12 protein-coding genes are annotated in these 12,589 nt (G+C 49.4%); 1 reads left to right on the top strand and 11 read right to left on the bottom strand.

Annotated elements, in window-relative coordinates:
• Positions 1 to 43: 43 nt before the first annotated feature.
• From NQ546_RS10240 to NQ546_RS10190, 11 genes are all read right to left on the bottom strand, one after another.
• Entirely contained in the window at positions 44 to 1,312 is a 1,269-nt protein-coding gene (locus NQ546_RS10240) for an ABC transporter permease (RefSeq protein WP_239463445.1), read from the bottom strand.
• 9 nt (positions 1,313 to 1,321) lie between these two features.
• The gene (locus tag NQ546_RS10235) at positions 1,322 to 2,602 is read right to left on the bottom strand and encodes an ABC transporter permease (RefSeq protein ID WP_004290055.1); all 1,281 of its coding nucleotides are present in this window, start codon (positions 2,600 to 2,602) and stop codon (positions 1,322 to 1,324) included.
• Positions 2,603 to 2,632: 30 nt separating this feature from the next.
• Positions 2,633 to 3,871, bottom strand: coding sequence for an ABC transporter permease (locus NQ546_RS10230; protein ID WP_004290054.1), 1,239 nt, complete (start codon positions 3,869 to 3,871; stop codon positions 2,633 to 2,635).
• 34 nt (positions 3,872 to 3,905) lie between these two features.
• The gene (locus NQ546_RS10225) at positions 3,906 to 5,198 is read right to left on the bottom strand and encodes an ABC transporter permease (RefSeq protein ID WP_004290053.1); all 1,293 of its coding nucleotides are present in this window, start codon (positions 5,196 to 5,198) and stop codon (positions 3,906 to 3,908) included.
• Between the two features lies 1 nt (position 5,199).
• On the bottom strand, positions 5,200 to 5,823 hold the full coding sequence (locus NQ546_RS10220) for a GIN domain-containing protein (RefSeq protein ID WP_004290052.1): 624 nt from the start codon (positions 5,821 to 5,823) through the stop codon (positions 5,200 to 5,202).
• A 30-nt stretch (positions 5,824 to 5,853) separates the two neighbouring features.
• The gene (locus NQ546_RS10215; RefSeq protein WP_004290051.1) at positions 5,854 to 7,131 is read right to left on the bottom strand and encodes an FtsX-like permease family protein; all 1,278 of its coding nucleotides are present in this window, start codon (positions 7,129 to 7,131) and stop codon (positions 5,854 to 5,856) included.
• 13 nt (positions 7,132 to 7,144) lie between these two features.
• The gene (locus NQ546_RS10210) at positions 7,145 to 8,419 is read right to left on the bottom strand and encodes an ABC transporter permease (protein ID WP_004290050.1); all 1,275 of its coding nucleotides are present in this window, start codon (positions 8,417 to 8,419) and stop codon (positions 7,145 to 7,147) included.
• Positions 8,420 to 8,462: 43 nt separating this feature from the next.
• Positions 8,463 to 9,128 carry an ABC transporter ATP-binding protein gene (locus NQ546_RS10205; protein WP_004290049.1) on the bottom strand — a complete coding sequence of 222 codons (666 nt, stop codon included), beginning with the start codon at positions 9,126 to 9,128 and terminating at the stop codon, positions 8,463 to 8,465.
• Positions 9,129 to 9,195: 67 nt separating this feature from the next.
• Positions 9,196 to 10,443 carry an efflux RND transporter periplasmic adaptor subunit gene (locus NQ546_RS10200; protein WP_004294768.1) on the bottom strand — a complete coding sequence of 416 codons (1,248 nt, stop codon included), beginning with the start codon at positions 10,441 to 10,443 and terminating at the stop codon, positions 9,196 to 9,198.
• A 16-nt stretch (positions 10,444 to 10,459) separates the two neighbouring features.
• Complete coding sequence (locus tag NQ546_RS10195) at positions 10,460 to 10,780, bottom strand: hypothetical protein (protein WP_147293903.1); 321 nt, start codon at positions 10,778 to 10,780, stop codon at positions 10,460 to 10,462.
• Between the two features lie 45 nt (positions 10,781 to 10,825).
• Positions 10,826 to 11,746 carry a glucosaminidase domain-containing protein gene (locus NQ546_RS10190; RefSeq protein WP_004290046.1) on the bottom strand — a complete coding sequence of 307 codons (921 nt, stop codon included), beginning with the start codon at positions 11,744 to 11,746 and terminating at the stop codon, positions 10,826 to 10,828.
• Positions 11,747 to 11,845: 99 nt separating this feature from the next.
• Between NQ546_RS10190 and cdd the strand changes: the two genes are divergently transcribed.
• The gene (cdd, locus tag NQ546_RS10185; protein WP_004290045.1) at positions 11,846 to 12,328 is read left to right on the top strand and encodes a cytidine deaminase; all 483 of its coding nucleotides are present in this window, start codon (positions 11,846 to 11,848) and stop codon (positions 12,326 to 12,328) included.
• Positions 12,329 to 12,589 lie beyond the last annotated feature (261 nt).

The raw sequence follows: 12,589 nt of genomic DNA, 5'->3' as shown, positions 1-12,589 counted from the left end.
ACAAGGTTATATTGAGAATTTACACCTTTTTCTTAAAAAAACTTTACTCATCATGCAATGCTTTTGCCGGATGCACCCTCATCGCTCCATATGCGGGGTACCAAATGCCGGCAACAATCATCAATGCCATCAGCATCCATGTCACAACAAGCGCCGACAGAAAACGTCCGGTATCGAAAGGCATCCTGCCTACGTCCACCAGTTCGGCATAACCAATATTGAAAGCAATGACGGTCGCCGGTATAACCGCCAACGTCAATAACAGTATCCCTTCATACATAAGGTAGGAAAAGATGCCCCGTCGAGGGCTTCCCATTGCCAGCCTCAAGGCAATCTCTTTACGGCGCTGTTGCGTACGAAACCAGAATGTTCCGATAACGCCCAGAAAGATATTCAGCAACAAGAATCCCAGTACACAAAGTTGTGTTTTCCATTCGTTCATATCCTCCAACTCGCAGATCTCACGTAAGTGGACGAATGGTGTAATATCCAGCAAATAAAGGTTACCTACCTGATAAAGACGGTCGGCATCGTCCATCAGTTTTTCGGCAAAGCCCTTATCGGCATCCTCGGAAACGCGCAAACTGACAGTGACATAACGGGGATCACCGAAGCTCCGCAATCTTTTCACATCGAGAGGAAGGGCGGCAAAAGCTCCTCCCCACTGCGCCGAAGTTTGAAAATGCGACCAACGCACAGGTGTCCCTACGGCACCGATGCGCCGGCGGACATCTTGCCCATAGTTCAAAAGCAATACTTCCTTTCCCTGCAATGACTCGGCACTGCCCGCATCCAGTTCAGGATGTCCTTCGGTAAGATTGGAAGAAACCACCAGTTCATCGTTCCGGAATGCAGCCTCTACCTTATTAAAGTCATCTTCCTCTGTGAAAGAGTAGCGGAAAACACGAAAGAAATCCGCATCCGCCCAAAGAAGTCGTGCACTGACAGGCACAGAATCAATGCCCAACTCAATGCTGTTGCTGCCTTCATTATAGGGAAAGCAGTTTTGTGAAAGAGCAACAGCCTCTACGCCGGGGCAATGACGCAACCTGTCCGTAAGCCGGAGCAAGTCTTCCATATCATCATCAACAGTAGACTCCGGATTATAAAGAGGAGAATTCTCCCCCAGCTTACCCACAGCAATGTTGTAGCAATGTTCTGTATCAAATCCCATCGGAGCATGATAGACACGCGCGGTGACGAGTGTCCAGTCCACAATATACCACAACACGACAAAAACCAACAGCAATTCCATAAAGAGAAAAAGGTTACTGTTCCACTCGTTCCTTATTTGTTTTAATATCGTTCCCATGATCCTCATTTACCTTTGATTGATCGCATCCGTTATATTCATTCTCGAAGCCCGCCATGCCGGTATGCCTGCCGACAGAATATTCATCAGTAGGCAGAAGCCGAAAGCTGCAAGAAAAGCCCAGGGCGAAAGCAGCATACCCGGCGTCAAAGTGGTCTCACCACTGAAATAAGCATTGGCACTGTTGTTGAAAAGGAAACCGTTCAACAGGAAAGTCGCGGCATAGCTCAATGCAAGTCCCAATATCCCGGCAAACAATGTCAGCAGCAGATTCTCAAAGAATATCTGGTGCCGCAATTCCCCTCCTGTGGCCCCGAACGCCTTGCGCACGCCTATCTCTGCCATACGCTTGCGCATACGGGAGAGCGTCATGCTGCTCAGATTGATAGCAGGAACTATCAGAAGAATGGCAATGACAAGCGTATAGCGCATAACAACAGCCTTAGTATCGGGTACTTCACTCCACTTACGATAAAGATTGGCAAACTGTTCATCGGGTTGCCCCCGGTAGAACACTTCCGAGTCGCGCAACCCATCGTTGTACTTACGCCGGAGCTGCTCCACCTCCTTACGGATAGCCGGAAAATCGGCTGCGGAATATGCAAGAATGACTGCCCTCATCTGCCCCATAGTATCTTCCCACCACGCCAGCCGGGAGATATCCGTAGAATTATAAGGTATCCACACCTGTGCATAGGCAGAAGTGGCAAGCACAGACACATCTGCCACTACGCCGGATATACGGTATTCCACATGATTCAGCAGCACTGTCTTTCCCGCTACATCCGTCGTTCCGAACAGGCGGCGTGCCACCGTCGAGCTCAACACAGCGCATGGCACTCCTGCGTCACTATCGGCCTTCGTAAATGCCTTTCCGCTGAGAAAACGGAAATGGAAAATATGCCAGAATGTATCATCTGTCTGAACCATATCGACAGTGGCCTTGTTGCCTGCCGGTAAGGAAGCCCGCACTTTTTCGGGTAGGGAAATCAATGTCACCGCCTCAGCCGTAGTAAGGTTCTTGAAGCACTCTCGCCCTGTACGCACTGACATACGGGCATTGGACGAATCATTATCGCCCGCGCCCTTATTCTTGACAGACATGGCAGACACATATAACGATCGGCTCCGGTTCACTTCGGGTTCGCAATCTATGAGCCGCACCTGAAAAGTGATGACAAGCACCATAATCATGCAAATGGCCAATGCCGTACCCAATACAGAAACCCACGTTATGATAGGATTCTCACGCAAATGATACAGCGCTTGTTGAAAATAAAGACGTATCATATTCAATATATCGGTTTAATATCCTCAAAATCATTCATCATGCAGCGCTTCGGCAGGCTGTACTTTCATGGCTTTGCGTGCCGGAATGCTGATACCTATGGCAATCATCAATCCTATAAGGACAAAGCTGATGGCAGCACAGAGCAACAAGCGTCCCCATTCCAAGGTTGTACCATTACGCCATGAGTTCAATTCCATATTTGCTAAATTGTAGTCGATAATGAACGCTATCGGTGTGACAAGCAGCAGCAAAAGCAATCCTTCACTGACCAAACGGATAAAAACGTTTATATCCGAAGCTCCATGCGCCTTATGCAATGCAATCTCCGAACGGCGCTGCTGGGTACGGAACCAGAAAGTGCCAAGCAGTCCCAAGAAAATATTCAGCAACAGGAATCCCATTCCCATAACGTAATTACGCAAATCATTGCTCCACGCCTGTTGGTAGTTACGCCGTATATCTTTAAAAGAACGTATTTCGGAGATAAAGATGTTACCGATACGGAACTGCTTCTCACTGTCTTCCTTCAAGCGCCGGATGAAATCATGGTCTTGATTGGCCCGGACACGAAGGCACAGCTCCAGTCCCGGATCATACCAACCGAGCTTATAAAGAAAGGTGTAAGAATTACGGGCTTGCTGGAAATCACTGTAACGTACATCTTTCAAAGCTGCCCCCAACCGGAAAGTTTGCGTAGTATCACCGAAAAGCTGAAACTGCTTGCCCACCAGCTCTGTCATCGGACGGTTGTACTTCCTGTAAAGATTGTTGGAAGCAAGGAAATCCCCCCTTTCCAGCATCTCGGCAAGCTGTTCGGGCGTTTCACCACGTGCGCCCTGATAGCGGAATACACGTACAAAATCGGGAGTCACCATACGGCGGATAGTCCAATTATCGGCCACCAATGTATCATAACGCACCTGATCCGTAGAATTACTGCCGTTATACGGATATGAGTTTTGCGAAAGACTTACTGCCTCTATTTCAGGGCGGCGGCGCAGGCGGTCCACAAGCTCAAGAATATCGGCATCCTCCTGCTCATCGGTCTGGCCAGAGAGATAGTCGGGACTCTTCTCGGTAAGCTTTCCCATTTCGATGAGGTAGCAATGGCTGATGTCGAACCCCCTCGGCTCCAGATAGGTAGCCGCACCTGTATAGAGGTAATCCACCACAAACCACATCACAACACTCACCACCAACAGTTCCAAAGCCAGCCACAGGTTATTGCGCCATTCATTCTTTATCTGTACTAAAAGTTTCTTAGTCATTTTTTTTCTGTGATTAATTGTTAGTCATAAGTGTTTAGTGCAACCGCCCTCCCAATGCGTTCACTATTCCGATACGTGCAGCGCGCCATGCCGGGAAACCGCTGCTCATCAGGTTCAGGACAAAACAAAAGAGCAATGCCCAGGCAAAGGTGGAAGCATGAAGCAGGATCGACGCATCCACTTCCGGCGGATTCAAAGTCTGGCTGAACTCCTGTGCAAAAAGCAAAGTGTTGCCCATGTATGCAAAAGCCACACTCAACAGCAGGCCCACGATACCTGCCAATAAAGTTACCACCAGATTCTCCGCTATAATCTGCCCCATCAGTTCCGCACGCGTACTTCCGAAAGCACGACGTACTCCGATCTCCGACACCCGCTGGCGCAAACGGCTCTGCGTCATGCTCGAAAGGTTGATGGCAGGCACTATCAGCAAAATAACAAAGATCATAATCCGCTGGCGGCGGGCTGCATCCACATCCGGCTCGATATTAGCGCCGAAAGCTATGGCATTTTTTTCCTGGTCGTAAGGGCGGTTGCGGTAAATCAGTTCCCATCCGTCCTTTCCGATGAGCGTATTATATTCCAGTTTACGGCGTTCCGCTTCCTGACGGATAGCAGGAAAATCATCCCGGCTGTGCGCCAACATCGTACAACTCATCATTCCCATGTGCCGGTCGTTCCAAGCCTCCTTATCCATTCCCGTAGAAGTATACGGGACCCATACCTGTCCGTAAGCGCAGTCGGCCAGCGTAGACACATCTTTCACGACACCGGCAACGCGGTAAGGCGCATGGTTGAGAAGAAACTCGCGCCCCACGGCATCCGTCGTGCCGAAAAGGCTGCGCACCACACTCTCCGTAAGTACAGCCACCGGTTGACCTGCATCGAATGTTGCTTTATCATAAGGCTTTCCATCGATAAAGGAGAAGTCAAATACGCGCCAAAAGATGTCGTCCGTTTGTCGCAAGTCCACACTGATCGCCGGACTGCCCGGCAGAGATACAGGAGTGGATATAGGAAAAACAGTATAAATAGTAACGGCTTCCGGTGTCTTCAACGACTGGAAACATTCGCGGGCAGTCTGTGCGCTCATCGGTCCGTTACTTGTGCCGTCTCCCCAATTTGAGTTGGAGATACTCATCCACTTGACGTGCAGGAAGCGGTCACGGTTACTTTCGGGTGCAAAAGGGACAACCTTTACCTGCTGCATCATCACCACCAGCATAATGAGGAAGATGGCAAGCGCAGTACCGGCTATACTGACCGCACTAATCAGCGGTTGCTGGCGAAGTTGCGCCCATGCTTGTATGAAATATTGCTTTATCATCTCAACGGCCTATTTTTAAATTATCTGTATTTACGCCTCCTATGCCTCCTTTGGAAATATCAGCGCGTCCGGCGCTTCCGCTCAAAGTGACGCTGCCCACACCACCCATTTGGGCAGACAAATAATCGCAGACTACATGAATATCGGCGCTACCTACTCCGCGCAAAGCAACTTTCAACACGTTACACGTCAAATCGGCAACATTCACTTCACCCACGCCTTTTACCTCAAATGACACTTCATCGAGTTTCAAGGGCTTCTCACAATTGAATTCCCCTACACCGGTAAACTCCACCTCCTTCAAGTCGGGAGCCGAAATCCAGATAGTCACGCCGTCTTTCTGATTTCTCCTACTCTTGTTTTTCTTGTCCTTGAAGCCTATCAGCAAACGGCCGTCCTTCACTGTGGTTTCCGTATTCTTCACGTACTTCTCCCTGCCTTCAATCCTGAAAGAATAAGTGTCACTCTGTGTAAAATGAATTGTCCCCACAGAGGTTATCTCAATTGACGAGAAAGCATCCACTTTACGCACTTCACTTTCTTTTGCATCTTGTGCACAAACACTCAGCATACCTGCAAAGGCCAATACCAATGCAATGATAACACCTGCTACATCAGTTCTCATATTTCTTATTTTTTTATTTTGTTTTACATTCTATTCTTCATGCAACGCCTCTGCCGGCTGTATGTCGATAGCCTGTCGTGCCGGAAACCATATTCCAGTCACCACCATCAGCGCTATCAGCAGCCATGCACCCAACGAACCCAGCAGGAAACGCAGGAAGCTCCATTCCACCGGCCAGGTGGTAATCAGTTCCGTATGTCCCATTATAAATTCGGCAACGCCCACATTATAGCAGACAAGCATGGCGGGCAGCGCAACAAGAGTCAGCAACAGCAATCCCTCTCCCATGAGCAGGCAGAATATCTGTTTCTTCGTGCTGCCCATGGCAAGCCGCAAAGCTATTTCATTGCGACGGCGACGGGTACGGAACCAGAAAGTACCTATCAGCCCCAGAAACACATTCACCAACAGGAACAGCACCACAACCGTTTGCGTATTCACCTTGTCCACATCGCCTTTCATCACCTCAAACTGATATTGCTGCTCCGTATAAGGAACGACGTCGGCTATGAACATATTGTCGGTGTCCAGATGCGGTGCTATCTCTTTCAGGAACTTGCTCCGGTAATCGGGAGAGTCCATGTTTTCCTTCACACGAAAAACAATCTGCGCTCCATAATCCCGCAATTCGGTCCGTATCACATTCTCGTCAATTCTCCGGAAAACCCACTTTGCATCCGCCCCATAGCGATAAGAACGGAAACTGCCGATCATACCGCACTGAGTTACCACATTCGTGGAATCTCCGTACCAGTTCAAAGGAGTATCCAAAGAGAAGCCGGGTACTCTTTCCTTATAATAGTCGGCCGCACCCTCGCTCAGCATCACATAATTGCCGGACGTGACATCACTACCCACAGGCATTGCCGCAAACGAACGTTTGGCATCTTCCTTCATGCGGAATACCCGCGTATATCCCCCGGTAGCGTTTATTATACGCAGTTCGCATCCGATGGTATCCTGCACAGCCAGCGAGTTATAAGAATTATTGCCGCTCATCGGCAGACTCCAATACGACAGGGCGGCCACTTCAACCGCCGGCTCCCTTTCGAGCTTCTGCAGGATGCTCAGATATTTATCCGCATTGGTCATGCTGCTGTCCCGGCTTTCACCGCCCGTAATCATTGAAAGCTGGTACACATGGTCTATGTTGTACCCCAACGGGCGATAGAACGTATACTTCAGGCATCCCAGCGAATCGCAAAGAAACCACATCACGATAAACACCAGAAACAGTTCTGCAAGCACCCATCCGTTACTACGGAGACGCGCCCGAATCATACGTAAGTTATGTACTATGAATTTCATAATCAATTTCGCTTTATTTATCGTTCAAAGAATCCACAATCGTGTGTCGTGCGGCAAGCCACGTAGGCAGGCCTGCGCTCAGCAGGTTGATGACCAGACAGAAAAGAAATGCCAGGCAAAACACCGTAGGGCTGAACAGCACCGACATGCTCAGGTCGAAATCGCCGGAAGTACCGATGTTCTGATTATTGGTGAACAGCCACGTACGCATGCCATACACTGCCAGATAGCTGAACACCAGCCCCACTGCTCCACCAATCAGGGTCAGTACGAGGTTTTCATTCAATATCTGCCTTATCAATACGCTGCGCGTCGCTCCGAATGCCTTACGTACGCCCAGCTCGCTGATGCGTTGCTGCATACGACTGTTGCTCAGGCCGCACAGGTTGAGCGACGGTACTAAAAGAACAATGAGCAATGCCAGAAGGTACTGTATGTACAACATCCGCAAATCCGGTCCTATGTTGGCCCACACATGATTGACATGCGCCACTATTTCATCGGGCTGCTCCATGATGTCCATCAGCATTTCAGTCTGTACGGCATTGATGTCTTTCACCCGTTTTGCTATTCCTTGCCTGATGGCCGGAATATCCCCGGAAGAACGTGCCAGCGCCACCACCGTATGCGATTGGGCATAACTCCGGACGGAAGTGACATCCTGCAAACTGGCAGGATACATGCGCCACACTTGCGCATAAGCATCCTTCGCAATGACCGAAACATCCTTTACCACCCCGCAAATACGCGCTTCGTTACGGTTCAGCAGCACCGTCTTGCCCACCGCATCCGTCGTGCCGAACAGTTCCCGCGCCACAGAAGCAACCACGACAATGGCGGACCCATCGCCACCCCGGTCGGAATCATCAAATCCCCGTCCTGCAACAAACTGCATCCGGAACACTTTCCAGAATCCCGGGTCGGTTTCCATGGCATCCACTTTCACCGCATTGGTGCCGTCGGGCATAGAAACCAGAGCGACCGATGCCGGAACAAATGCCGTACAGGCCTCTACTTCGGGCAATGGCTGCACACAGTCCTTCATGAAAGCCGGCGAACAGGCTGTATAATTATTCCAGCCTTTGTTTTCCTTACCCTGCAAATGCATCTTGCTTATATAGAGAGAGCGGCTGCGGTTCACTTCCGGCTCAATATCGGCATATTTCATCTGCCAAGTAATCACAATCGCCATAATCATGGTGATGGCAAATGCCGTACCCAATATGAATATGGTGCTCAGTAGAGGGTTCTGCCGTAAGAGTATAAAGGCTTGACGAATGGTCTGCATTTTAATTATGAATTATGAATTATGAATTTATGAATTACGGGAGTTATTCTACCTGACGGCCGTCGAAGAAGCGTACGGTGCGGCTGGTTTGTTTGGCTTGTTCTTCGTTATGGGTCACCATCACGATGGTGCGTCCGTCTTCTTTATTCAACTGATGGAGCAGTTCCATCACTTCCGCACCCATTTTGGAATCCAGGTTACCGGTGGGCTCATCGGCGAGTATTATCTCCGGATTACCGACGATGGCGCGTGCAATGGCAACACGCTGGCACTGACCGCCGGACAGCTGTGTCGGCATGTGGCGCATACGGTGGCTCAGCCCCACCTTCTGCAACACCTCCTCTGCCAGACGGCGGCGTTCCTTGGCCGAAACCTTTCTATACAGCAAGGGCAACTCCACATTGTCCAGTACATTCAATGAGTTAATCAAATGGAAAGACTGGAACACGAATCCCAGCTTCCGGTTACGGAAAGCTGCCAGTTCTTTGTCTTTCATGCCGTCCACCTTAGTGCCGGCTATTTCAATCGTACCGCTGGTAGGCGCATCCAGCAGGCCCATAATGTTCAGTAAAGTAGATTTGCCGCAACCTGAAGGGCCCATAATACTCAAAAATTCTCCTTTGTTCACTTCGAGGTTTACATTCTCCAATGCTACGGTTTCAATTTCGTTAGTACGATAAATCTTATTGATGCCGGTCAACTTAATCATAATGGTAAGTATTTAATTGTTATTACTCTGTTTTCATTCAGTAAGAAAGGGGATCGGAAAATCCGTATCATTTCAGTTTCAGTTTATTCTTGTTCTTGTATTGGCTCATGTCGCTCACCACCACTTCATCGCCCGGTTGCAAACCGCCTACCACTTCTACAAATTCAAAGTTCGAGTCGCCCAACTGCACTTTACGCTTCACAATCTCCTTGTCGGAATTGCGGACAAACAGTTCATATTCCCCGCGTCCCACATAGTAAGAGGCATTGGCTATGCGCATCACATCCTCCTTCACTGCGTTCATCACATAGACATCTGTCTTCAAGCCCGAACGGAGGCGGCGGTTGTTATCCTCATTCAGTTGTACGGTAAAGGAGATAACGCCGTTTTTGGACAGCGGAGTGACACTGCTGACCGAGCCCTCCAGCTTTTCATTGCCAATCTTTACAACGGCCTTGCCGCCGGCCGATACGCGATCGCCATACGTATCGGCTATCTCACCCTCCACCTTGAAATGGCTCAAATCGGAGATGACGGCAATCTGCGAGCCCTCTGCCACCTGCGCACCGATCTGATTGTTGATATAGGTGAGAATAGCCTTCCGAGGCGAACGGATCTGCGCATCGTCCAATGTACGCTTCGTTTCGGCCAGCGTTTTCTTGAAAATACTGAAATCCAACTCCTGAACCTGATATTCCGCATTCAGCACTTCTTTCTCATTGGCATACTGCTGTTTCAGTTGTTCGTATTCCAGCTCCGCCACATTATAGCTCAGCTCCGCCTGACGCACCTTGTCGGTAGTGCCGGACCCGAGACTGTCGAGATATTGCTCATTGCGCAACTCCACTTTCTTGCGATTCAGTTGCATGGCAGCAACCTTCACTTTCATCTGCAAGTCATTCAGCTTGGTCATGTTCTCCAGCTTGAGCTGCTTCAATTTGTAGCTGCGCATCTGTTCCTCGTCCAGTTTCTGCTTGTAGTCGGTCTCGGCGCTCTGCAAGTCCAGCTTCAGGATGGGCGTGCCTATGTCCACACTGTCTCCACCTTTCTTATATACTTCCAGGATGCGGGTACTGATGGGCGAATTGATGATCTCCTCGAAAGCCGGGACCACCTTTCCCGAAGCGCTCACGCTGACCTCGATCGTGCCCCGGCTCACCTGTGAGAACACGAGATCTTTCTCTTTCACTCCGGCACGCATCAGCGAAATGAGCAGGCTGACGACAACGATGCCCGCAGCACCCATACCGCCATAACGAATGATTTTCTTATTACGTTCTTTGTTACGAACCTCTTTCGGAATTTCTCTATCCATATCTCTTGTTTTTTGTTTATCGGTTGATGTCTTCGCCGGTTGTCGCACCTCCGCCCCGTTCTGTTGCAGAAACGGACAACCAACGCTTCCCACCCTGATACTTGCGAAATTCGTGCCAAAAGCGTAAACCACTGAAAACAAGCATGAAGGCAAAAAAGAAGAGTGTCCGTTTTCGGACACTCTGTACATTTTCGGATAAATCCCTGACTTTTTTCGTGTATATGGATACCGGATTTCCCAATACGACTGAACGCACCTCCCAATACGACTGAAAGCATTTCCCTATACGACTGAATGAATGTCCCACAACGACGGAACAGAGTGGGACATCAACCATTCAACCAGTCAGCAAGTTACGGTTTTCATTCCGCCCGCCGTCCTGTTATCTCAAGCGCAATCTGTCTCCCACTTCCGGCACATATTCCGCATCTTTCCGATTCATCTTATACAGGTTCTTCAGGCGGATGCCGTACTTCTGCGAAATGGAGTGCATGGAGTCTCCGTCTCTCACGATATAAACGGTGTAGGGCTTGGCGGCTTTCTTGCGTTTTCCTTTCAGATAGATAATGTCGCCGGCCTCCAAAGTATAGTCTTTATGCAGGTCATTATATTTCACCAGTTTCCGCCAGCTGATGTCGAACTCCTTGCCCAAGAACTGGAAAGTGTCTCCGTCACGAGCCACAACATAGGCAATGTCATTGGCAATATACACCTGATGCGGATTGGCAAGCCAAGGCTTCTTCTTCAACTCCTTCTCCAGATTGCGGGCTTCCCGGTTGCTCAGGCCGCGCGTGTCGTACTTATATAAGTCATAATCCTCGATAATGGTTATCAGGCGGTTGGCATAGGAAGGATCTGTGGCATATCCCGCTTTTTTCAGGCCGCGCGCCCACCCTCTGTAATCGGTGATTTTCAGTTTGAACAAGAAAGCATAGCGTGCACCGCGTTTCAGGAAAAGCGAATGGTCTTCATAAGAGTCTTTCGGATTGCGATAAGCGCGGAAACACTCGTTGCGTGCATCATCATCATGCCTCACGCTGCGCCCGCGCCAGTTACTGCCACATTTTATGCCGAAATGGTTGTTGCTTTTACGCGCCAGCGTGCTTTGTCCGGCACCACTTTCCAGCAACCCCTGCGCCAGTGTAATGCTGGCCGGTATCCGGTGTTCCCTCATCTGCTCTACGGCAAGGGGGGCATATTGTTTGATGTATTCATTGTAACGGGAGTTCCTGCGCTGCGCCTGCACAGCTACGGAAATGAGGAGAAGTGCTACGATAGCAGTCAGTCTGAAAATAGGTTTCATGCTTAAAAAGTTGATTTTGACACAAAAGTCTGCAAAAGAATTGAAAAAACCAATCTCTTTCCTATCTTTGTAACATTAATTACAATAAACTATTACTCTATGAAGGACCTGAACATACAAATTGCAATCAAGATATACGAATATGAAGAATTGAGCGCTGCCGACCGCGAGCTGATAGACGCCGCCTGCCAAGCCACCCACCGCAGCTATGCTCCCTATTCGCACTTCTCGGTAGGGGCAGCGGCACGCCTGTCCGACAATACAATCGTTACAGGAACCAATCAGGAGAATGCAGCCTATCCGTCGGGACTTTGCGCGGAACGCACCACCTTGTTTTATGCCAACTCCCAGTACCCCGGCCAAGCCGTAGAGACTCTTGCCATAGCCGCCCGCAACGAGTGCGGAGAATTTCTGGAAGAGCCTATTCCGCCATGCGGGGCCTGCCGGCAGGTGATGCTCGAAACGGAAAAACGCTTCAAACATCCCATGCGTGTACTGCTGTTCGGGAAAACAGGCATCTATGAACTGGGCAGTGTAGGCGCATTGTTGCCGCTGTCGTTCGATGCATCATCCATGTTATAAACAGGAAGTCTCATTCCCTAACCTCAGCCTGTCCCCTTGCCTCGGCCTAAGTGCTGCTTCCAAAGAAAAGACTGTTCTTTGCCGCCCGTTGAAACGGATTGGGCGGTGAGGACGAATCTGTCATACCACCTATAATTCTTAAAAAAAACAAAAACAGAACCGGAAACAAGTTTTTCCTGTAAAATCGGTAAAAACAAACGTAATCCATATACAAAAACTTACCATAAACTCCGTATTTTTGTAACGATAAAACTATTATGC

It is taken from the genome of Bacteroides eggerthii (genome assembly GCF_025146565.1).
GTDB lineage: Bacteria > Bacteroidota > Bacteroidia > Bacteroidales > Bacteroidaceae > Bacteroides > Bacteroides eggerthii.
This window is presented reverse-complemented; position numbering and strand designations above follow the sequence as displayed.

Coding starts and splice junctions, on each gene's coding strand:
- NQ546_RS10240 (WP_239463445.1), bottom strand. CDS start 1,312: ATGGGAACGATATTAAAACAAATAAGGAACGAGTGGAACAGTAACCTT.
- NQ546_RS10235 (WP_004290055.1), bottom strand. CDS start 2,602: ATGATACGTCTTTATTTTCAACAAGCGCTGTATCATTTGCGTGAGAAT.
- NQ546_RS10230 (WP_004290054.1), bottom strand. CDS start 3,871: ATGACTAAGAAACTTTTAGTACAGATAAAGAATGAATGGCGCAATAAC.
- NQ546_RS10225 (WP_004290053.1), bottom strand. CDS start 5,198: ATGATAAAGCAATATTTCATACAAGCATGGGCGCAACTTCGCCAGCAA.
- NQ546_RS10220 (WP_004290052.1), bottom strand. CDS start 5,823: ATGAGAACTGATGTAGCAGGTGTTATCATTGCATTGGTATTGGCCTTT.
- NQ546_RS10215 (WP_004290051.1), bottom strand. CDS start 7,131: ATGAAATTCATAGTACATAACTTACGTATGATTCGGGCGCGTCTCCGT.
- NQ546_RS10210 (WP_004290050.1), bottom strand. CDS start 8,419: ATGCAGACCATTCGTCAAGCCTTTATACTCTTACGGCAGAACCCTCTA.
- NQ546_RS10205 (WP_004290049.1), bottom strand. CDS start 9,128: ATGATTAAGTTGACCGGCATCAATAAGATTTATCGTACTAACGAAATT.
- NQ546_RS10200 (WP_004294768.1), bottom strand. CDS start 10,443: ATGGATAGAGAAATTCCGAAAGAGGTTCGTAACAAAGAACGTAATAAG.
- NQ546_RS10195 (WP_147293903.1), bottom strand. CDS start 10,780: ATGGTTGATGTCCCACTCTGTTCCGTCGTTGTGGGACATTCATTCAGT.
- NQ546_RS10190 (WP_004290046.1), bottom strand. CDS start 11,746: ATGAAACCTATTTTCAGACTGACTGCTATCGTAGCACTTCTCCTCATT.
- cdd (WP_004290045.1), top strand. CDS start 11,846: ATGAAGGACCTGAACATACAAATTGCAATCAAGATATACGAATATGAA.